This is a genomic window from Flavobacterium beibuense F44-8, from assembly GCF_000769915.1.
Taxonomy (GTDB): domain Bacteria; phylum Bacteroidota; class Bacteroidia; order Flavobacteriales; family Flavobacteriaceae; genus Flavobacterium; species Flavobacterium beibuense.
Map to the genome: position 1 here is coordinate 236951 of NZ_JRLV01000005.1, position 19207 is coordinate 256157.

22 protein-coding genes are annotated in these 19207 nt (G+C 39.4%); 5 read left to right on the forward strand and 17 right to left on the reverse strand.

Annotated features, from left to right (window positions below; translation table 11 throughout):
• Positions 1–2 precede the first annotated feature (2 nt).
• From Q763_RS06025 to Q763_RS06065, 10 genes are read right to left on the reverse strand one after another with little or no spacing between them, the layout of a single operon-like run.
• Positions 3–3110, reverse strand: a complete 3108-nt coding sequence (locus Q763_RS06025; RefSeq protein ID WP_035132165.1) for a baseplate J/gp47 family protein — start codon at positions 3108–3110, stop codon at positions 3–5.
• A 7-nt stretch (positions 3111–3117) separates the two neighbouring features.
• Positions 3118–3531 (reverse strand): GPW/gp25 family protein, encoded by a 414-nt coding sequence (locus tag Q763_RS06030; RefSeq protein ID WP_035132167.1) that lies wholly within the window; start codon positions 3529–3531, stop codon positions 3118–3120.
• A 14-nt stretch (positions 3532–3545) separates the two neighbouring features.
• Positions 3546–3836, reverse strand: a complete 291-nt coding sequence (locus tag Q763_RS06035) for a PAAR domain-containing protein (protein ID WP_035132169.1) — start codon at positions 3834–3836, stop codon at positions 3546–3548.
• Between the two features lie 2 nt (positions 3837–3838).
• Positions 3839–5524 carry a phage baseplate assembly protein V gene (locus Q763_RS17405; protein ID WP_157499338.1) on the reverse strand — a complete coding sequence of 562 codons (1686 nt, stop codon included), beginning with the start codon at positions 5522–5524 and terminating at the stop codon, positions 3839–3841.
• A 6-nt stretch (positions 5525–5530) separates the two neighbouring features.
• Positions 5531–6304, reverse strand: a complete 774-nt coding sequence (locus tag Q763_RS06045; protein WP_035132171.1) for a CIS tube protein — start codon at positions 6302–6304, stop codon at positions 5531–5533.
• Positions 6301–6477: a DUF5908 family protein gene (locus tag Q763_RS17780; RefSeq protein WP_157499339.1), complete on the reverse strand. Its 177-nt coding sequence runs from the start codon at positions 6475–6477 to the stop codon at positions 6301–6303. Before Q763_RS17780 ends, Q763_RS06045 begins: the two co-directional genes overlap by 4 nt.
• 17 nt (positions 6478–6494) lie before the next feature.
• Entirely contained in the window at positions 6495–6950 is a 456-nt protein-coding gene (locus Q763_RS06050; RefSeq protein WP_035132173.1) for a phage tail protein, read from the reverse strand.
• A 6-nt stretch (positions 6951–6956) separates the two neighbouring features.
• A complete protein-coding gene (locus Q763_RS06055; protein WP_198133441.1) occupies positions 6957–7397 on the reverse strand; it encodes a phage tail protein in 441 nt (146 codons plus the stop codon).
• A gap of 35 nt (positions 7398–7432) precedes the next feature.
• Positions 7433–9367 (reverse strand): phage tail sheath C-terminal domain-containing protein, encoded by a 1935-nt coding sequence (locus tag Q763_RS06060; protein ID WP_035132174.1) that lies wholly within the window; start codon positions 9365–9367, stop codon positions 7433–7435.
• A 40-nt stretch (positions 9368–9407) separates the two neighbouring features.
• The gene (locus Q763_RS06065; RefSeq protein ID WP_035132176.1) at positions 9408–10076 is read right to left on the reverse strand and encodes a Pvc16 family protein; all 669 of its coding nucleotides are present in this window, start codon (positions 10074–10076) and stop codon (positions 9408–9410) included.
• Positions 10077–10331: 255 nt separating this feature from the next.
• Here Q763_RS06065 and Q763_RS06070 point away from each other — a divergent pair, with 255 nt between their 5' ends.
• From Q763_RS06070 to trxA, 3 genes are read left to right on the forward strand one after another with little or no spacing between them, the layout of a single operon-like run.
• Positions 10332–11240 carry a DnaJ C-terminal domain-containing protein gene (locus tag Q763_RS06070; protein WP_035132178.1) on the forward strand — a complete coding sequence of 303 codons (909 nt, stop codon included), beginning with the start codon at positions 10332–10334 and terminating at the stop codon, positions 11238–11240.
• 8 nt (positions 11241–11248) lie between these two features.
• Positions 11249–11545, forward strand: a complete 297-nt coding sequence (locus tag Q763_RS06075) for a chaperone modulator CbpM (RefSeq protein WP_035132180.1) — start codon at positions 11249–11251, stop codon at positions 11543–11545.
• A 12-nt stretch (positions 11546–11557) separates the two neighbouring features.
• On the forward strand, positions 11558–11866 hold the full coding sequence (trxA, locus tag Q763_RS06080) for a thioredoxin (RefSeq protein ID WP_035132182.1): 309 nt from the start codon (positions 11558–11560) through the stop codon (positions 11864–11866).
• Positions 11867–11874: 8 nt separating this feature from the next.
• On the opposite strand, the gene Q763_RS06085 is transcribed toward trxA, so the two are convergent.
• From Q763_RS06085 to Q763_RS06105, 5 genes are all read right to left on the reverse strand, one after another.
• Positions 11875–13230, reverse strand: a complete 1356-nt coding sequence (locus tag Q763_RS06085; RefSeq protein WP_157499341.1) for an MBL fold metallo-hydrolase — start codon at positions 13228–13230, stop codon at positions 11875–11877.
• 1 nt (position 13231) lies between these two features.
• Complete coding sequence (locus tag Q763_RS06090) at positions 13232–14062, reverse strand: ATP cone domain-containing protein (protein ID WP_035132186.1); 831 nt, start codon at positions 14060–14062, stop codon at positions 13232–13234.
• Between the two features lie 65 nt (positions 14063–14127).
• Entirely contained in the window at positions 14128–15030 is a 903-nt protein-coding gene (locus Q763_RS06095; protein ID WP_035132188.1) for an alpha/beta hydrolase, read from the reverse strand.
• A gap of 75 nt (positions 15031–15105) precedes the next feature.
• Positions 15106–15633, reverse strand: a complete 528-nt coding sequence (locus tag Q763_RS06100; protein WP_157499343.1) for a hypothetical protein — start codon at positions 15631–15633, stop codon at positions 15106–15108.
• A gap of 3 nt (positions 15634–15636) precedes the next feature.
• Entirely contained in the window at positions 15637–16095 is a 459-nt protein-coding gene (locus Q763_RS06105) for a hypothetical protein (RefSeq protein ID WP_035132192.1), read from the reverse strand.
• A 155-nt stretch (positions 16096–16250) separates the two neighbouring features.
• On the opposite strand from Q763_RS06105, the gene Q763_RS06110 reads away from it, so the two are divergent.
• A complete protein-coding gene (locus Q763_RS06110) occupies positions 16251–16949 on the forward strand; it encodes a hypothetical protein (protein ID WP_035132194.1) in 699 nt (232 codons plus the stop codon).
• An 81-nt stretch (positions 16950–17030) separates the two neighbouring features.
• Here the strand turns inward: Q763_RS06110 and Q763_RS06115 are convergent, their stop codons facing one another.
• A complete protein-coding gene (locus tag Q763_RS06115) occupies positions 17031–17426 on the reverse strand; it encodes a hypothetical protein (protein ID WP_035132196.1) in 396 nt (131 codons plus the stop codon).
• Positions 17427–17587: 161 nt separating this feature from the next.
• Between Q763_RS06115 and Q763_RS06120 the strand changes: the two genes are divergently transcribed.
• Positions 17588–18568, forward strand: coding sequence for a hypothetical protein (locus Q763_RS06120; protein WP_035132198.1), 981 nt, complete (start codon positions 17588–17590; stop codon positions 18566–18568).
• Here the strand turns inward: Q763_RS06120 and Q763_RS06125 are convergent.
• Positions 18565–19203, reverse strand: coding sequence for a response regulator transcription factor (locus Q763_RS06125; protein WP_035132200.1), 639 nt, complete (start codon positions 19201–19203; stop codon positions 18565–18567). The two genes, Q763_RS06120 and Q763_RS06125, sit on opposite strands and share 4 nt — an antisense overlap.
• Positions 19204–19207: the final 4 nt, after the last annotated feature.

The window sequence follows — 19207 nt, forward strand, 5'->3', positions numbered from 1 at the left end:
TTTTATTTTATTTCCTCTATGAGGTGTGATTCATTAGGGATAAACAATGTAAAATCGGTTTGAGGTGTAATCCTGTTAAGGTTTTGGATAGGGGAGCCGGTTACCTGATTGTTTTCGTCCAGTAGGTATTGTGTAATTTTAAAATCGGTTATGTAGTCTACAAATTCCTGATTATCTACCAGTTGAATGATGGATGAAAACTCAATCTCATTGGCAAAGTTCAGTTCGGGGTCATCATAAGCCCACGGACTCAAATACTTATTTATGGTTTCTTTTAACTGACTGATGTATAGCCTGCTATCCATACCAGATACTTTCCAAAACTTTACATTAAATTCAACCTTAATCATTTCTGTTTTTGGCGCCTTAACATTAATACGGGCATGCGCTGATGCTTTTTTACTTAAATGTTCTTTTATTAAAAGCATCTTATTAAGACTAAGCAGGGGTTTCCAGCTTATGTTTTCGGTGTTTTGTGATTTTGCCACAGGTATTACCGTAGTATAGCCGGCAGCTACGTTAGATATTTGAGTATCATACCTGTAATGGTTTAGTGTTTTTACCCTGTATACTTCGGGGAATTCCTGTAACACTATGTGCTCATAATCCCATACGGTTATCGCCCTGTTTTTATGTCTTAGCCTTTCGCTTATCCTTGTGTAAAGGGATTCGTCTGCTTCAGCTTTTCTGCCACCAAAAGAAGAATACGGCTGTAGTATTTTTTTAACCTGATTAATGGCTGTGTAAGTTTTACTGATCGTTCCTTTCGGAGTATGTTCCAAAAACTCAGTGCCTGTATTTTCATAATCGGTAAGTACTGCTTTTAGCGCCTGTACATGGATGCCTAAAATGCGGCAAACTGCCTGTATATTGGTAACCGATATTCGCAACCAAAACAGACTGTTTGGTAATAGCGTATTATTACTGTTGTAGTTTGGAACGGTAATATTTACAAGCCCCGACTTAGTTAGGGAAAGGGTTTCGTCTCCTATGTTTTGTGGTTCTATATCCTGCCACTGGTTGTTGCTAAGGTAGGACCATTTTATTGTTGCAGGCTCCAGCCTTGGGTTTGCCGTACCTTCTTCCAGTTGAATAAGGAAGTTTAGTCCGTCTTCATAAGCGGCATTTTCAAACCCCAAATACATAAATCCTTCCTGAGCACTGGCAGTTGTGAATTTAAACAGTCCTTTAGTGAACTTTTCATATCCAAACGGAGTTGATTTGAATATCTCTACAGTATTCGCCTCGTTTGTTCTGGTAGTAAGGTTTATGGATTCGCTTACATTATACCAGAAACCAAAGTCATTATACTGAGGCTTGTATGGAAGTGTGCCGTCATTTTTATTGGCATCAATATATGCTTCCATGTATTTTTCATTAGCGTAGTTGCTATCATTAAACTGAATTCTAAACTTACCGTTAGATTTTATATCACTGCTGGCTATTTCGTTAAACCTGTAATCTGTTAACGGATAGTTGTTTTTGATTTCATTGTATTCGTTCGAAAATTGTACCCAAGCACCGTTGTATAGCTGATAGGTAATAACCTTATTATAAAATATCCAGTTAAAGAAGAATGATCCGAATATAGCCTCGGCATTTTTTTTCATAAATAGTTCGTTAGAACTGATATAAAAACTGTTACCGCTTTTTGGGATCTCGCCAAACGGATAAAAGGATTTTTCAGGATTGATTGTACCAAAGTCCGATTCAATTTTAAACGATTTGAAACCGGCTACCTTTACTGTAATATCTATTTTGCTTACAATATTTATAACCTCTGTACTTTTAGGAACTACTTTTAGTACCGGGAAAGATGTATTGATTTCTAAACCTTTATGTAGTTTGGCATCATAAGGGATAATTGCCTTTTCATCAGCAGGGATACTTAATTTAATGGCTTGTACAGCATCGGTATTGTTTACTTTTTCATTCTCTTTTACGGTCAGTTCTATAAGTTCTTTTTCTCCAGTGATGTAAAAATCGAAATCGGTAGCATTGTATTGCTTATCATTGAAGGTAATATAGATGGAACGCTCCCCGCTTTGAAGAAATAATAGCGGACTGGCAATCATAATTCCTTCTCTTGTTTCTTCGGCATTTGTGGTAAAGGCATCAAATCCTTTTCCTGTGGCATTCAAATCGGTTAGAGTAGTTTTATAAAACCTGTTGTTACTGTAATGTTTGCTTAAAAATGAACTGAGTTTTATACCGTTTATGGTTTGATCCTGAGTGGCACTGTAATATTTTTTCTGTCCGGCGCCGTTTTTTCCAGCCGGGAAAACAGTCCCCTTTGGTATAAGGAATGCTTTGGTGTTATGAGGTTGAACTACTAAGTGCACATAATCAGGTTTAGCCTTTTGGTTTTCAACCTTCAGTACATTTTTATAGTAAAAGTCAAGGTGTCTTTTGGTAAAATCATTAAACTTATTTTTTGCTACCTGTAGCAGTTTTACAAACGACAGGAATAAAGTATAATGAGGAGAGTGGTTAGGATAATTGCTTAACTGGTTTTCTACCGCTTTTTTGGTAAAGTTTTTCCAGGATAGCAATAACCCGAAAAGCTGCTGTATACCCTTGTTGAATACATAACTTTTCAATAGTGAGGCTATATCAGATGAGGTGTTTACCATACTAATGATATAGGTAAACCTTTCGGCTATGGTATAAGTAGAGGAAATAAGTGCTTCCTTTTCAAGGATGTTGTCATCCAGTAATGCTGCCTTTTCCTTTAGTTCGTTAAACTGTGTTTCTATTTGGGTAAAATACTCCAGTAATATTGCCTTTTGGGAAGCATTATCGGTATTGATAAGTATTTCATTCTTTTTGTTTTCAAAAGAGCTTTGTAACAGCTCTATATTCCAGTTGGCAATCAGTATAAGTATGGAAGTGGATTCTCTGCCGAAAAACTCGGCCCAGGTACCTTCGGCAATATTGAACTCGTTGTAAAACGTTACATACTGCGAAAGCTTCTGAACAAAAAGGATAAAGTCCTGTTCGTTCCTTTCATCCAAACGGAAGTAAGCGGGATCTAAAGCAGGGTTTACCCTGTTAGGCTGAGTAGTTCCCATTCCGCTGTGTATTGATAATATGGAGTTGCAGTTTCCCATTTTGTTGTTATTGTTTTACAAAAGTTCCTTCTTCCAGGTAGTAAGGGAATACATAGTTCTTTCTGGAGTTTGTAGCCCTTATGCGATAGGTAATTTCAATATATACCACACCATTATTGGTTCCTTCGGTTTTGAAGTCGGTATCAAGAAGTTCAATTCGGGGTTCATACAGCACAATGGCATTTTCAATGATTCCCTTTATTTTGGTAAGCAGGGTTACCGTTATGTTTTCGTAGAGCATAGCCGAAAGGTCACACCCGTAGTCAGATCGCATAACCCTTTCTTTTAACTGGGTGGTAAGCAGTATTTGCAGACTTTGGTAAATGTCCTGTTCGTCACTTACCGTTTCTACAGTTGCCTTATGTTTATTGAAGGTAGGAGGGAAACCCCATCCTGTTCCTAAAAATGAATCCTTTTTCATGATTGTCTGGTTTTTTATCCGCCTATCATTACAGTAGGGCAGCCTATGGTTACCGTACCGCCATGAGCTGTATGGTCTCCCATTCTCACGGCAGGTTTACCGGCAATAAAAACACTGGAAGAACCCGTTGTAAGGGCATCGGGCGCTCCGGCACATACACAATTGTCACCCACTACGGCAGCAGGTATGCCGCTTACAAGTACTGTGGTATTACCTCCCGGCAGTATAGGACCGCCTACGTGAGGTTTAGACCCGTCTGACATTGGGCAGGTATGCATATCTGTTGCTCTTGCTGCTGCTCCCATAATTAGTTTAGATTGATGATTGAACCCTTTAGTTCCAGTTGGCTACTTGCTTCAATACCGGTTTGCATGCCTTCTACCTTAATGTTTCCGTTTGCTTTTATATTGAGGTCCTTGCAGCTTTCAATGGTAATTCCCCGGTCGTTGAGTATTACTTTGTTACTGTTAGCGTCTTCAAGGGTAATCCCTTTTTGGTCATCGCTTATAAGAACCTTGTTTCCGTCGTTAGTACTTATTTCAATACTCTTTGTTTCTCCGTCAATTACTATGCGGGTACCTTCTTTGGTTACAAAACCCTTTTTGTAATTATTAGCATCAATAGGGAAGGGCATGGGTTTATTACTACTGTACAAACAACCCAGCACCACAGGGGTATCAGGGTTATTGCCTATACAGCCTACAATAACTTCGTCATCCACATCGGGGATAAAAAAGCTGCCCGTTTCGTTTGATGCATTGAGGGTTGCGAGCCTTGCCCATATACCTTCTCCGTTTTCCGAAAGGATAGGGATACGTACCTTAATCCTGAACTGGTTGTTTGGGTCTTCCTCTATTTGTGTGACTACCCCAATTTGTAATCCGTTTAGGGTATTGGACTGCCCAATTTGTGCCTGGGTGTTGTTAACTCCCGGTGAGGTACTTTCGGTAAAGGAGCGTTCGCTTTCCAGTCCGAAAGTATATTCTGTTTTCCAGCAGCCGTTTTCAAAAGAATGTACTTCCTGTGAAATAAGCAGTGGTATATCATCTATGTCATTATTAACCTTACTGAAGGTGATGTAATCGCCCAGTTTGGCACTTAGGTTACCAAAGGTGGTTACCCTGCCCTGAATAGCGGCGATATTGCTTCTTTCCAGTGTGGCATTGGCAATCCTTTCCAGTGTAGATTCCTGCAATGAGGTTTGGCTAACCCTTACCGTATGCGGATTCTCATCGGCATTCTGCTCACTTGACACACGACTCACCGACTGGCTTTCTATATCCCAGCGCTCTATGGTAACCGACGATCTTCTTCTTTCGGGGTCAATACGTCCGTTAAACGTAAAAACGTTAATACCATTCTCTGCCTTATAAGAAGGTTCATGATCGGTATTCAGTATGTCAATTCCGGTGAATTCGGTATTACGTAATGCGACCATCATCCCTATGGAATCCAAAAAACCTATAAGGTAATCCCAAGACGTGGTTGAGGTATTGTGTGTTATCTGTTCTTCACTCCATGGCTGATTGGTAAGGTTGTCACTAACCGTTAGGTCTCTGGTAAACAGTATCAGTTTATCACCAAAAGTCTGGTTATTATTTTCTTCTTCTGATGACGATTGGGTTAGCTGTAACGCAATGTCCTTACATTCCACTTTAGCCGTTATCTGTTCGCCTTCAATACGTTTGTCAAGCGACTTTATAATTCCCTTAAAAATAGTTTCATTACTGCCTTCAAAATTTACCTTTACCTCTATAGCTATGGGAGGGTCGCCTGCATTTCGCGTAAGCGAATTAATAGGTAGTTCCTCTTCTTCTTCCACATGGTTAGCCGCATCTACAAAAGTGAACTTAGCCATAGGAATCCTGTTGAGTTCAAACTGTATGGTTGCTTCCTTTAGCAGAACATCCAGCCCCGTGTTTACCCCGTTAATAAGGAACTCAAGGTTGAGCAAAGTGTCTGAAGAAGGATAATATGGCTGTAAATCAGGCATAGTGGTTTATTTTACAGGTGGGAATTTTATTTTCTGACCAAGAGTGATGTTTCTGAAACTTAACAGCTTATTGTTTTTAGCTACATCTATGTAAAACGAATTGTTCCTGTAAATGTCTTCGGCTAAAAGGGTAAGCTTGTCATTCATCTTTACAGTCCTTTCATGAGTAAGATCGGGTGAGCTGCGCTGTTCACGGGCTACCATAACTTTGTAGTCTACCGTGCCTTTAAAGGTGCAGTTTACTTTTGCCCTTATAGGCCTGCCGTCTTTCCTGAAAAGAACATAATCAATATTCATATTCTTTAACCTGCAGCTAAGGTTGTAACCGCCCCATAAAAGCTTTAGGTAAGAGGTTTGGTGGGTGTCACCGTCAAAACCCATTAACAAATCCTTAAATGCTTCCACCTCTTTCTCTACGGTTTGTACCTCCACAAAGGGATTTACAATGGCAGGCTTTAAGGCCTCGGCAGCATCGCCAAGCGCATCCAGTAAGTCTGATCCCTGACCGTTACCGTCCTTTATTTTCCCGGGAGGGATAATACCGGTACTGTCAAACAGAAACTCAAAACTTACCTCTTCGCCTTCAATACGGTTAAACCTAAGGTCACTGCCGGTAGTTCCCATTGCCTGTCCGTCACAAAACACCACATTGTGCCTCATGCTGTACTTCTCAGGGTTTAGCTGTACAAATATGGTTTTGCGTGGCGGTTCGGTATATTCCTTGGTAGGGAATACCTCAATACGCATTTTGTCTATGCTTCCTAAAATTCCGGTTATCATCGTTCAGCTCTTTCTTTCATTATTTCAAGTACACTTCGGGTACATTCCTTCACTATTTCCGATATCATTTCCTTTCGTACAACAGTATCAGATTCTGGTGCGGCAGTATAACTTTCCCGCTGATTTTCAGCCACAGTTACTTTTATTCTTAATTCTTTGATTTCTATTGCCATGGTTAAAGTTTTAATAATTAAAAGGGAATGGGAATCTCTTTGAAAAAGTTATACTTAAGGGTAATGGTTTCAATCACTATTTTGTTCTCTTCGGCATTAAAGTCACTAAACTCATAGCTTAAAGGGATAGCCTTTGCAACATACCAAACCTTTACAGGGTTACCCTTTTCGTTGAGTAAAGAGACAATAAGGTTTGCCGGATAGAAAATGAAATCGTCCATTGCCTGATTGCACCATAATGACAGCCCGGACAAGTCGTTTGTAAGTCCCCTTTTAAGTACCAGGTCCTGATACCCTGAGCGAAGCGGCAGGTTGTGTTTAAACTTATTCTGTCCGCCTTCGGTATAGGGTTCGGTTTCCATGGTAACCTTTAGTCCTGAGACACTCTGAAATTTGGTGTCTATGGAAAACTGGGGAACCAGTTCAAAAACGACTGAAAAATGAAAGCCTGTTATAGGATCGCTGCCCGGCATAGTTCTTTATGATTTATATTCTACAGTAAAGCCGTGGTTGGCTAGTTCTACAGCATCTATAGCTGCCTCGTTAGCGTCTGATTTTAAATCGGTGCATTTAAGCGACACTATAAAGCAGTCTTTTACGGTCCATACTACTTTAGGTTCGTGGTTTTCGTCAAGCAGGGATATGATTATGGTACGTTTTTCTACCGTGTTTTGTGCTACGGTATTGTACCAGTCGTAAAACTCATTGTCCCCTAAAAACACACCACGTTTTAAAGTAATATTGCTTAGTTTTTGCAGCCCGGGCATTTTCTTTTTGAAAAACTCAGGGCTGGAACCTACACGATGTTCAATAACATCCATCTCTTTATTTAAGCCCGATACTTCCGTAAAGGCTATTTTGCTGCCACCCCATTGTACGCTGAAGTGAAACTTAGGTAGCGGAAAATCTATATTTGGCATCTTGTTATAATTTTAAGGTTATCTAATAACTACGGTTAAGATCGTTGTAGCATTTGCTTGAACTCAAGTATGATAAATTCAGCAGGTCTTGAAGGTGCATAGCCTATTTTAACGACCATTCTGCCCTCAAGTACATCCTGAGCCGACATGGTTTCGTTAAGTCCTACACGAACAAAAAAGGCATGTTCTGCTTTGCTTCCTGCCAAAGCACCGTCATTCCAAAGAGTAGTGAGATAGTTGTCTATCATACCCTTAACGCTAACCCATGTTTGCGCTACATTTGGTTCAAAAACATATTGCATACATGCCTTTTTAACCGATTCTTCAATCATATTTGCCAGCCTTCTAACATTTACATACCTCCAGTCATTACTGTTTCCGGCTAATGTCCTTCCGCCCCAAACAAGGAATCCTTTTCCTGTAAACTTCCTTATGGCGTTTATTGATTTTCCGGTTTCGTGTATGTTCATGTCCTGTTGTTCGGCATCGTTTACATCGTCTGTAAGACCTACTATACCGTTAATACTCACGTTTGCCGGAGATTTCCAAACACCTCGTGTTGCATCGGTAATGGCATATATTCCCGCTACTGCCCCCGATGGCGGAACCGTATTCATAGACTGAGACAGTTTTTCTACTATTGAAGGGTAAATAGGAATTTGTGAGATAAGATTGTTTTCCTCAAAAAGGATATGGTCATTAAGGCTCTTAACGGCGTTGTCCATTGCATTCATTATGGCTGCATGTAGCTTTTGTACAACCAATTGAATTTTTACAAAATCGGGCTCATCATGTGGTGTAGGGGTAGCTACAGCCATTTTTATAACATCTGTGTAAGGATTGCTTACAGATTCTGTATATGTTGATATATTCCCCCAGGCGCCTTTAAAGTTAGTATCGTTATCTAATGCTGAAAGGTCTTCAACATCAGTTGTACCATTTGATTGTTTCAGTACTTCATAAGCAAACTTGAAGTCTACAAGCTCCTGAGCATATTTTTTCAGGAAATTAGTAATAAGGTCTGCCGTAAAATTTTGCGCAGCCGTACTGGTAAGATCTGCCGGTTTGCCCAATACCTTAAGCATGTTCCACATTTTATCTACAGCTGTTTTCAGCTTGTTGTGGGTGTCAATAGGTATTTGGTGTAGCTTTTTAGGATTTGTAGCATCTGAAGGAGCAGGAGAAGGGTTCCATGCTGTATTCACGGTGTCGTAATCAGCATTTTTCTTTTCAAACTCTTCTATAGAATTCTTCAGTGATGTGTTTGATGAATATATGCCTTTAAAGTTTACTTTACCGGCTCCTGTTCCGTTAATATCCTTAAACCTGAAACTGTAAGGGAACGAGCTTTTAAGGTAGGGATAGTAAGCCGATCCGTATTTAAGGTTCTGACTGCCAACCCTGTCTCTAAACTCGGCACTGTCGGCAACTAATCCGGTATCCTGTTTTACATCCATTATAGTAAACCTGTCCATCAGTTCGGCACACTGCATTAGTGCCTGTTGCTGTACAAGTCCCAGTTTTTGTGCCGTTAGGTTAATGGCATCGGGGAAAAGTAATAGTGTTGGCTCATCAAACTTTTTAAGGAGCTCAAGTCCGTCGGTAAATGTAGTTTCACTGGTTATATTATCACTGTAACTCCCTACAGAAACGATATAACATACACCGCCGCCATTACTGTAAAACAGCCTAAGCGAATTGTACAGTTTGTACTGGCTTTCGGTTACGGTAGTATTGTTTGTAGGCATTAGGTTTGCGTCTAACTCCACTGCTACTGAAGCAGGTTGTGGTGCGCCGCCAAAAAGCTCTTCAAACTCCATGAAAGAAGTTATTCTGGTAGGCACTGCGGGCCCTTTTGCTGTATACCCTACAAAAGCAGGTACTGCGGTTGCTACCTGAGCAACCGAAGGAGGAAAGGCATCAATCTCATTGATGTAAACCCCCGGTGTTTTAATAGAACTTATATTCATAACTTTTTCGGTTTAGTTCTTAAGTATGGTTATTAATTATTTAATCATTATCTGCCTGAAACTCGTGTGATTCCAGTTGCCCTATCGGGCTGTTCTTATCGTTTTCCCAAAGATTGATTTTCACTTTGTTGATTACTTTTTCCTGAGTGGTTGTTGAGCTTTGTACTGCACACAATCTCATTTTATACAATACCGAAGGCATGTATTTTGAGCCCAGATACGACCACATTTGGTTAAGCTGTTCCATAGACAGGCTAACCAGTTCCATGCTCACCTTAGAGTAGTTTTCCTTTTGAACTTCGCTTTTTGCCAAATAAGCCGTATAGTCTATAAGCTCGGTATCGTCGTTTTTATAGTAAAAGGTGTTGTTTTGCTGGAAGTAGCTTATAATGTTTTTGAGTTTATCCAGTCCGTCAAGGTATTTGGAAAGGTCTTTATTGTAGGAACTGAAGAGAACAGACAGGATAAGGTTTTGTGCAGGATGCCTGTAACGGGATATATTAGTATCATCGGCAGTACCTTTAAGGTATACCGACTGGTTTTTGAGTGTTTTGTCTTCCTCAATATTAACTATAGACATTACTATAGGTGTTTTTGAGGTTAAAAACTCATCGCCGTCATTTAGTGTGGCTATGTTGGTAATATCGATTAGGCTGTTGTCTGTATCAATAAGCCCTGCAAGTTTTTCTATGATAATTTTAATATCCATCACTCTGAACTTTTTAGCATTTAATTTTGTTCAGCATGGGGGTGATGCTGTTGGTTGGTTTTTGTTTATACAAAGTAACTTGTATATAATCAGATAGTTGTGAGGTTATAGCCCTGTTTTGAAAGGGGAAATACCCCTTAAAATCTTTAGGGGATTGTATTTAGTTATAGCGTTAAAAAATGATCAAAATCATTTCGTGTTCTTTGATATTATACCATTTTAGCCTTAAATTTATAGTGTAAACCAATTGTATTTATGGAGTTTATAGATTACTACAAAATACTGGGCGTTGATAAGAGTGCAACGACCGACGAGATAAAAAAAGCCTACAGGAAACTGGCCCGAAAACTACACCCTGACCTTAACCCCGACGATAAGGAGGCCGATAAAAAATTCCAACAGCTTAACGAAGCTAATGAGGTACTGAGTGACCCTGAGAAGCGAAAAAAATACGATAAGTATGGTAAGGATTGGGAGCATGGTGAGGAGTATGAAAAATACAGGCAGCAACACCAGCAACAAAGACAATCGAAATCCCAGGGCTTTGGAGGGCAGGATTTTGAAGGAGGTGATTTCTCAGATTTCTTTGAATCGATGTTTGGGGGTGGCGGCTATACCCGCAGTAGCGGAGGTCGTGGCAGACAGGTACGTTTTAAAGGTCAGGATTTCCATGCCGAAATGTCCCTTACACTGGCGCAGGCATATACTACCCACAAACAAACTTTTACAGTAAACGGGAAAAGCCTTAGGATAACCGTTCCGGCAGGTGTGGCCGACGGTCAGGTAATTAAACTGGCAGGTCAGGGAGGTAAAGGTGCAAACGGTGGTCCTAACGGTGATTTGTATATAACATTTACCGTGACCAATACACCAAACTTTAAAAGACTGGGGGACGATTTGTATGCCGATAAGGAAATTGACCTGTACACAGCTGTACTTGGCGGAGAGACGATGTTTGAAACCATGGACGGTACCATAAAGCTGAAGGTAAGCCCGGGTACACAAAACGGTACAAAGGTTAGAGTTAAAGGAAAAGGTTTCCCCGTGTATAAGAAAGAAGGAAGCTTTGGCGACCTGTATATAACTTATACCGTTAAGATACCTACAAACCTTACGGATAAACAAAAAGAACTGTTTAAGGAATTGTCTAACGAATCTAAATAATCAGGACAATGGAAAGTAACGAATATATACCGGTAAAGGTGTTTTGCCAGCACCATAGCATAGAAATCGCTTTTATAGATACCTTACAGGAATACAACCTGGTAAAAGTAATTACAATTGAGCAGGAGGAATGCCTGCCGGTAAGTGAGGTAAGCGAGGCAGAGCGAATGATTAGGCTGCACAATGAACTTAATATTAATATGGAGGGACTGGATGCTGTTTTTCATTTACTGGAAAAAATGAAGAACATGCAAACTGAAATTGAAGATCTTAAAAACAGATTACGATTTTACGAACCCTTATAAAACGAAATAACAATGGATAAATTTAATCAACTTATAAGCGGAAGCAAACCTGTACTGGTCGACTTTTTTGCAACCTGGTGCGGTCCATGCCAAATGCTGGCTCCCATACTACATGATGTAAAAACCGATATGGGTGATAAGATTACCATTATCAAAATAGATGTAGATAAGAACCAACAGTTAATGGCAAACCCTCAGTTTCAGGTAAAGGGTGTGCCTACACTTATGCTGTTCCAAAATGGTAAAATGCTCTGGAGGCAATCAGGTGTATTGCAAAAGGATGATATTATAAGGACGATAAATCAACACGCACAGGTATAAGGCCGAAATTAAATTTCGGCTTCTCCATGCATAAAAGGAATGTTACACTCATATCCGTAGCGTTCCTTTATTTTTAGGCGTAATTCATCGGCAGGTTCGTTTTCCCCATGTACAAGGAAAATCCGTTCGGGCTTGTTTTCTAAAGCCGATAGCCAGTTTACCAGATCTTGCTGGTCACCATGCGCCGATAAGCCTTCAATCTGTAGTATATTAGCCTCTACAGGATAATGCTGACCATATATCTTGATGGTTTCATATCCTTCCAGCAGTTTGCGACCACGTGTACCTTCACCCTGATAGCCCACAAATATTACAGTTGTATTAGGTAAGCCTATATAACGCTCAAAGTACGACAGCACACGTCCACCGGTAGCCATTCCGCTGGCGGCAATCACTACCTTAGGTCTGTCGTCAAATATTACTTTTATGGTGTCTTCATAATCGGTGATTACAGAGAACATTTTTGTCATCTCTATACACTCATGAGCCGAAAGTTTGTGCCATTGCGGATTTTCGTTAAAAACCCCCAGTACATTAGCCCCCATAGGAGTGTCCAGTATATAAGGGATATCAGGTATCCTGTTTTCTTTTTTAAGTTGCCATAGCAGGTACATAATAGACTGTGCCCTTTCTACCGCAAAGCCTGGTATGATAACCGTACCGTCTTTATGAAAGGTATTGTTGATGTAAGTTTCCAGTTCCAGTTTTGGGTCGGTATCAGGGTGAAGCCTGTTTCCGTAGGTACTTTCTAAAAACACATAGTCGGCTTTTTTAGGCTTGGTAGGAGGGAACATAAGCACATCATTATCCCTGCCTACATCGCCCGAAAATACCAGCGTTTTACCTTCTGCCTCAACCGTTATGCTACAGGCACCTATAATATGTCCCGCATTGGTATAGGTAACCGAGATTTCGGCATCAATATTAAACGTTTCATTTGGTTTTATCACCCTGAATAACGGGAATACCTCTTCGGCCTGTTCTACAGTATATAGGGGTTTTGCAACCTTATGTTTGGAGAATTTCTTGTTGTTGGCTTTTGCGGCTTCTTCTTCCTGTATTTTGGCACTGTCCAGTAATATGAGTTTAGCTATTTCTTTAGTAGGCCTGGTACAGTATATCTTTCCTTTAAAACCCTGTGCAACCAGTTTAGGCAGCCATCCGCAGTGATCCAAATGCCCGTGCGTAAGCAATACATAATCTATAGTTTCGGCTGGTACGGGCAGCACTTCCCAGTTAAGTTCGCGTAGCGCCTTTAATCCCTGAAAAAGTCCACAGTCTACCAGGAAACGAACACCGTTACTTTCTACAAGTGTTTTGGAGCCGGTTACTGTGCCTGCCCCACCTAGAAATTTTATTTTCATATTACATATAATTACAAATGCCCGAAGCTTCTCTTATAACATTTCTCATTCGGTTGGCACTCAGACCTATCTTTTCAAGACATTCGGTTTCGTTAACCAGTTCTTTTACCAGTAGTATATCCAGTATCAGCAGTTTTTCCTTTTCGGCTGCTGTGAGTGATGTAAGGCAGGTTATAGGGTACAGGCAGTTATTATCTATTTTGGTTTTAATATTGTTTGCTTCAGGATAATCCCAACTTAAAAGCGACAATCCTGAGCAGGAAGCAAATGCAACAGCATCACCCGTAAAACGAGTATTTGTAGCTATGGTACAGTTATCAATAGCTTCTTGGGTATTAAAAATAGTATGAGTGTTGTGTTTTACATCATTAAAGCGGGAAAGTATGTACATAGGGACTTTAACGTCCGACCTTACCTCGCGGCTTCCGTGAAATTTACATTCTACAATCCCTACCTTATCGTCTTTTTTAATAACCACATCAATTTCGTGGGTAACACATTTTCCCTGTAAGGTGATGTTTGTAGTTGTGGTAAAACCTTCGGAGGCATACAGGCGGGCTATAAACTTTTCAAAGAAAAATCCGGCGGGGCCTAACATCTCTATAGCCTTACGCAGGTTGTATTTTGCGGCATGGACATTCGCCTCTTTTTTAAGAAGGCTGAAAGCCATTTTATAAATCTGTTTGGTATTTATACCGTCATACAGGTTTTTGTTTATTTCTTTCAGTATAAACTCTACCTTATGCGGCTGGGCTCCCGATCGTAATAGGGAGTGCCTTAATTTATCCTGATTGAACTCAACAATATGTCCTGAATTTTTTACTACTTTCATAAAAATAATCTTACTATAAATGTAATAAAAAATCCCGTCATTACTATGACGGGACGGTGTTGATATTATAAAAAGTTACCTGATTTCATCCAGTTTTTAAGATTGTCCATCCATCGGTCATCAGTAGATCGGTTAATCATCCCGAAACCATGCTCACCATGCGGATACAAAAGCATTTCACTAAGCACTCCGTTTTTAAGTAAAGCCTGGTAATAGGCTATACTGTTCCCTATGGATACGAGTCCGTCATCGGCAGCATGAACTAAAAATGTGGGAGGGGTTTTGGCGGTAACCTGTAATTCGTTTGAGTATTGTTCAATCAGTTCCTTTGAAGGATTTTTTCCGATAAGGTTTATCCTGCTGCCCATATGTGTAAGGCTATCGGTAAAACTGATAACAGGGTATAGCAATATGGAAAAATCAGGACGGAGAGAAGTATGTTTTGGGTTGGCAATAACCTCTCTTTCAAACTGTGTAGAGGCTGTAGCAGCAAGATGTCCTCCTGCAGAAAATCCCATTATTCCAATTTTATTAGGGTCGATGTTCCATTGTGCGGCATTTTCACGAATCATCTGTATAGCACGCTGAGCATCCTGTAGCGGAGCTATTTTTCGATCCTTCATAATAGTATCGTTTGGGAGGCGGTATTTCAGCATAAACGCCATAACTCCCATTTTGTTCAGGGCTTCGGCTACATCTTTACCTTCGTGTCCGGTAGCAAGCACGGCATATCCGCCACCGGGGCAAATAATAACTGCTGTTTTTTTGTCTGATTGTTTTTGAGGCTTAAATACCGTAAGGGTAGGGACCGATACATTTTGCGTAAGTAGGAAACCACTGTATTTGGTTTTTTCCTTATTCTTACTTGGTATGCTATTAGGGATAGAATCTTTGTATAAAGGGATAACCTGCTGGGCAGTAACATTAATTGTAAATACTGCTGCCAGTAGTATAAATGCGGTTTTCATAATGGTTGTAATTTGAGATGGAAAATTAAATATTTACTCCCGTATCTCAAAAAATATTATTGGTTAATTTGACCATTATAGCGGACCGAGTATAAACGAAAGGCTCATTAGTTGTTCGGTATCGTTTATTTTCTCTACATAATTTAGTACAACACATTCAGGAAAATCATCAATGCCGTATGGAATTTCCTGATTATAGGATAGCGATGTGCCCTGTTCTGTTTGATGCTTTAAAAGATGAATACCGCTTTCCACATCAAGCGGAACATCGATGTAGGGGTATATACTTTCCATAAAACGAATGGCTTCTATATAATTTTCCTGTATGGAATCAGGTATCAGTTTGGTTTTAAACTCAAAAGTGATATTTACATATTCACAGCCTTCGTTGTATACTTTTAATACACTGCCGTTAGGTAGTACAGCCGTTTCTATGGCTGAAAGCCCGTCACTTTGCAGGGTAAATTTATGATTACTAAAGTATTTGTTGGTAAGGGTAGGTTCGGCGGCACCCCTTACACAATCGTTATTCTGTTGCGCCTGTGCATCCTGATTAAACAGCATGGCAAAGGCTAATATGGTCGTTTTGATTAAGTGTATCATAGCTTATGATCTTAAATCGTTTTCCTTCTCTAAAATTACGGTATTATTTATAAAGTATTCACCATTAATGTGATAGCTTTCTAAAAAACAGCTTTCTTCACTGTGTAGCATAGGGTCTGTTATTTCCTTTTTTATAGTAAGACTATCCAGTTTAAAGGCTGTTTGGTTATCAATACGCACCTCATAACTATTGTTTAAAGGCATATTACGGTGTATGTTTCCCCAGTATTTTGTGGTTTCCAGTGACAGTGCAGGTATGGCTTCCACAGCAAAGGAATCTTTTACCTTTTTTCTGTCATATTCATAAATCATTATGTTGTTCAGTTCGTCTTCAGTATATCCGGTAAAGGTGAAATTAAGGAAGCTTATTTGACCTGTAGCGGTATCTTTCTCCTTAGGTGTTTTACAGCTCACTGCTGTTAGCATCAGTATTGTTATAGCTAGTTGTATCCTTTTTATCATTGTTTCTGTTTTTAGGGGGCTGTAATACAAAATTAAACCGAACCACTATCACTACAGTACACTGTGACAATGAAGTTTATATATCCCCGAATACCGTGAGGGAAGCCGTTTTTAAAAGCCTGAATTTTGTGATGAACTCTAAATTGTAAATTGAAATGGACTTTAAAACAATGTTACAGCTGCCGGCTATGCCAACGGCAAAAATTATAGAAATACTACAACAGATAGTTGAAAAAGAAAGAAGTAGTGATAACCCCGATATTCCGCAGGTTAGGATAACAGCAGGAGCATCGGGCTCGTATGCCGGTTACTTTATTGATTATAACAAAAATGACAGGACTATACTTTTAGGCAACTGGTTTGATAACCAGTTTGAGCTTAATTATATTGATTATGGTACCGTTACCGGAATATCTGTAAGCAGGGCAAACAAGTACGCCTATCTGTTCTCAAACGGGAAAATACCATTTGTACCCGCAGCGGGTGATGTACCTACCATGCTTAAATTAAAAGAAGCAATAAAGGATACCCAAATGGCTTTTAAAATTGCCCTTAAAGTTCCGCATGATGTAATTATAGAATGGAACAAATCCGAAGAGCCTACTGATACTGATAAGTACTATGCTAAAGAGTTTTTAAATACCCTTAAAAATGCTGTAACCGCTATTTGTGCCGATAATTTAGGCAGGGAAGCTTTTGCAGAAAGTGTAAAGAAACTCGCTTATAAATTTGGCACAGAGAATACAGTAACACTTAACGGAGACGAAATGCTTGTAACAGCAAGCCTGGAAAGAAACTGGCAAACAATACCATCGGCTACTATGTTGCAGGAAATGATGGAAAAGTGTTTATAAAAACAAACCTGATATAAATTAAAAAGCTCCTGAATTTCAGGAGCTTTTTTTATGAAGGATTAGAAACAACAAAAACTACTACTATAGGTTGTTTTCAAGGTATTCTCTTATAGTTGTATCTGTATAATAACCACTATGATGTCCTCCATAACTTGCTTCAATTGTTAGTATGCCACTGTCAAGGTTAAGGTTTTTCTTTTCCTCAGCACCTTCGGCAGGTATATTGTTTACTACAATTTTAGTTATGCTTTCCTGTACGGCTTCTTTACCTACCGTGTCAGAACATAGTTCTTTAAAAGCATCTACCGTGCGTTGTAAACATACGCTTGGTATAAACTTAATAGCTTCCATATCAAAAGAGTCCCAAGTAATGTCAATAGGAAGTTCTTTACCTACAATCTCGTTAAGCTCGTTTTGATAGTTGTCAAAGTACTGCTCTTTAATGCCCTGAATGGCTTTTTTTTCCTGTAATCCCATAAATGTTATTTTTTTATTGATTTTCAAATATTTTACTATTGCCAAAATTAGCTTCTCAGTTACTGTTGTACATGACCTCTTTACGGGAAATATTTTACTCACTGAATTCAGTGATTGGACACTTAAGGTTTTGCCGTAGTTTGGTTTTGTAAAGTAAGACTATGAGAAAAATGATATATGTACTTGTAATTATAGCCGTTTTGATAGTGTGCCGAGGGTGTATACCGAGCCTTATGGGCGGAGTGAGTAAAAAAACGGCAGCCGAAAACCTGACTCAATATTTAGAAAAGAACTTTAAAGGAGCATTGGAATTTGAAGAACTGGAACGCTTTTTTAATGAAGGAAATATGAACCCCAATATGTTTAGAGCTGTTGTTTATGAAAAAGCCCGTCCCGAAATACTGTTTGTAAGTTATTTTGATGCGAAGAAAATACTAACGGAAGATGGCGATAAGCCAACAGCCTCTTACCGTAAAACAATCCCTGAACAATATAAGGATGCCAAAACAGATTATACCGCCAGAGAGCTTATTAGAGAACACTTTAAAGGAAGGCTGAACAAAATTGATTTCGGTTACTTTGAAATTACAGCTTTTTTTGACCATAAGGCAGAGGTAGATGAGGTTAAGAGTATTACTGATGATTTTGAACAGCAGTTAAATAAATACAAGGACAGTTTAGTTGTAAGTAATACCAATAGGCTTATTTTTGATATGGAAGAGGTAAACGGACTGACACTTAAAGTAGATTTTGATTCGGAGTCAGATAAGTTTACAGGGCAGCGTTTTGGAGTATGGCGAAAAAGTAAAAGCTACACTAATATTGAAGAATCACTAAAGCCCGAAATGGAAAACTACCTTAGCAGTAATAATTTTGACTTGCAACTGCACGGTACAAATGCGTTTTACCTGAGGCAGACTGATTTTGCCGAAGGGGTATGGGTAAACTTCCTTGAAAAGAAGGGTACTGTGCCTAATGATAAGGGGAGATGGCAGGACCCTGTAATTGCTTTTATATTTGTGTATTATGACCTGAATACGGGAACCGTCAAAAAACAGTTTGTAGAGAAACGTACTGTTTTTGATTCTTACATGGATGAACTGGAGAGGATAGGGAAGAACCTCCCTGCCGAATACCATTAATCTTCAAATAAGCCCGACTCAATAGCAAACTTAACAGCTCCCGTAGTGGTTTTAGCACCTGTTTTAAGCAGTATGTTTTTACGGTGGGTTTCAACCGTGTTTACCGATATGAATAAAGCTTCAGATATTTCTTTTGAGGTAAGCTCATCGGCAAGTAGCTTAAGTACTTCTTTTTCTCTTTGAGAAAGCTCAATGTCTTTATATTTTTTTCTCTCAAATACGCTTTCCATATAGCGTTGTTTGATAATGTCTGAAAAGTACTGTTCACCATCTATAACAGTACGAACGGCTTTTTGAAGCTCTTCCTTGCTGGTGAATTTAGGGACAAAACCATCGGCACCCTTTTGTATTACCTTATGCACGGTACGGTGGTTATCCAGCATACTAAGCATAATGATTTTTATATCCGCTTTGTGTTTTTTAGCCTCTGAAAGCAGTTCAATACCATCCATTTTAGGCATGTTGATATCACTTATAATCAGGTCGATTTCAAACTGCCCTAACAACCTCATTACCTGTTTTCCTTCGGTTGCCAGGTGTACATCTTTAACCTGTGGCATTTCATTTAAAATAGTATGAAGCCCTTCTAAAAACATCAGGTGATCGTCTGCTATAATGATATTTACTGTTTTCATGTCT

What these genes read in the sequence shown, in the direction of transcription:
- Q763_RS06025 (WP_035132165.1), bottom strand. Translation starts at nt 3,110, where the DNA reads ATGGGAAACTGCAACTCCATATTATCAATACACAGCGGAATGGGAACT.
- Q763_RS06030 (WP_035132167.1), bottom strand. Translation starts at nt 3,531, where the DNA reads ATGAAAAAGGATTCATTTTTAGGAACAGGATGGGGTTTCCCTCCTACC.
- Q763_RS06035 (WP_035132169.1), bottom strand. Translation starts at nt 3,836, where the DNA reads ATGGGAGCAGCAGCAAGAGCAACAGATATGCATACCTGCCCAATGTCA.
- Q763_RS17405 (WP_157499338.1), bottom strand. Translation starts at nt 5,524, where the DNA reads ATGCCTGATTTACAGCCATATTATCCTTCTTCAGACACTTTGCTCAAC.
- Q763_RS06045 (WP_035132171.1), bottom strand. Translation starts at nt 6,304, where the DNA reads ATGATAACCGGAATTTTAGGAAGCATAGACAAAATGCGTATTGAGGTA.
- Q763_RS17780 (WP_157499339.1), bottom strand. Translation starts at nt 6,477, where the DNA reads ATGGCAATAGAAATCAAAGAATTAAGAATAAAAGTAACTGTGGCTGAA.
- Q763_RS06050 (WP_035132173.1), bottom strand. Translation starts at nt 6,950, where the DNA reads ATGCCGGGCAGCGATCCTATAACAGGCTTTCATTTTTCAGTCGTTTTT.
- Q763_RS06055 (WP_198133441.1), bottom strand. Translation starts at nt 7,397, where the DNA reads ATGCCAAATATAGATTTTCCGCTACCTAAGTTTCACTTCAGCGTACAA.
- Q763_RS06060 (WP_035132174.1), bottom strand. Translation starts at nt 9,367, where the DNA reads ATGAATATAAGTTCTATTAAAACACCGGGGGTTTACATCAATGAGATT.
- Q763_RS06065 (WP_035132176.1), bottom strand. Translation starts at nt 10,076, where the DNA reads ATGGATATTAAAATTATCATAGAAAAACTTGCAGGGCTTATTGATACA.
- Q763_RS06070 (WP_035132178.1), top strand. Translation starts at nt 10,332, where the DNA reads ATGGAGTTTATAGATTACTACAAAATACTGGGCGTTGATAAGAGTGCA.
- Q763_RS06075 (WP_035132180.1), top strand. Translation starts at nt 11,249, where the DNA reads ATGGAAAGTAACGAATATATACCGGTAAAGGTGTTTTGCCAGCACCAT.
- trxA (WP_035132182.1), top strand. Translation starts at nt 11,558, where the DNA reads ATGGATAAATTTAATCAACTTATAAGCGGAAGCAAACCTGTACTGGTC.
- Q763_RS06085 (WP_157499341.1), bottom strand. Translation starts at nt 13,230, where the DNA reads ATGAAAATAAAATTTCTAGGTGGGGCAGGCACAGTAACCGGCTCCAAA.
- Q763_RS06090 (WP_035132186.1), bottom strand. Translation starts at nt 14,062, where the DNA reads ATGAAAGTAGTAAAAAATTCAGGACATATTGTTGAGTTCAATCAGGAT.
- Q763_RS06095 (WP_035132188.1), bottom strand. Translation starts at nt 15,030, where the DNA reads ATGAAAACCGCATTTATACTACTGGCAGCAGTATTTACAATTAATGTT.
- Q763_RS06100 (WP_157499343.1), bottom strand. Translation starts at nt 15,633, where the DNA reads ATGATACACTTAATCAAAACGACCATATTAGCCTTTGCCATGCTGTTT.
- Q763_RS06105 (WP_035132192.1), bottom strand. Translation starts at nt 16,095, where the DNA reads ATGATAAAAAGGATACAACTAGCTATAACAATACTGATGCTAACAGCA.
- Q763_RS06110 (WP_035132194.1), top strand. Translation starts at nt 16,251, where the DNA reads ATGGACTTTAAAACAATGTTACAGCTGCCGGCTATGCCAACGGCAAAA.
- Q763_RS06115 (WP_035132196.1), bottom strand. Translation starts at nt 17,426, where the DNA reads ATGGGATTACAGGAAAAAAAAGCCATTCAGGGCATTAAAGAGCAGTAC.
- Q763_RS06120 (WP_035132198.1), top strand. Translation starts at nt 17,588, where the DNA reads ATGAGAAAAATGATATATGTACTTGTAATTATAGCCGTTTTGATAGTG.
- Q763_RS06125 (WP_035132200.1), bottom strand. Translation starts at nt 19,203, where the DNA reads ATGAAAACAGTAAATATCATTATAGCAGACGATCACCTGATGTTTTTA.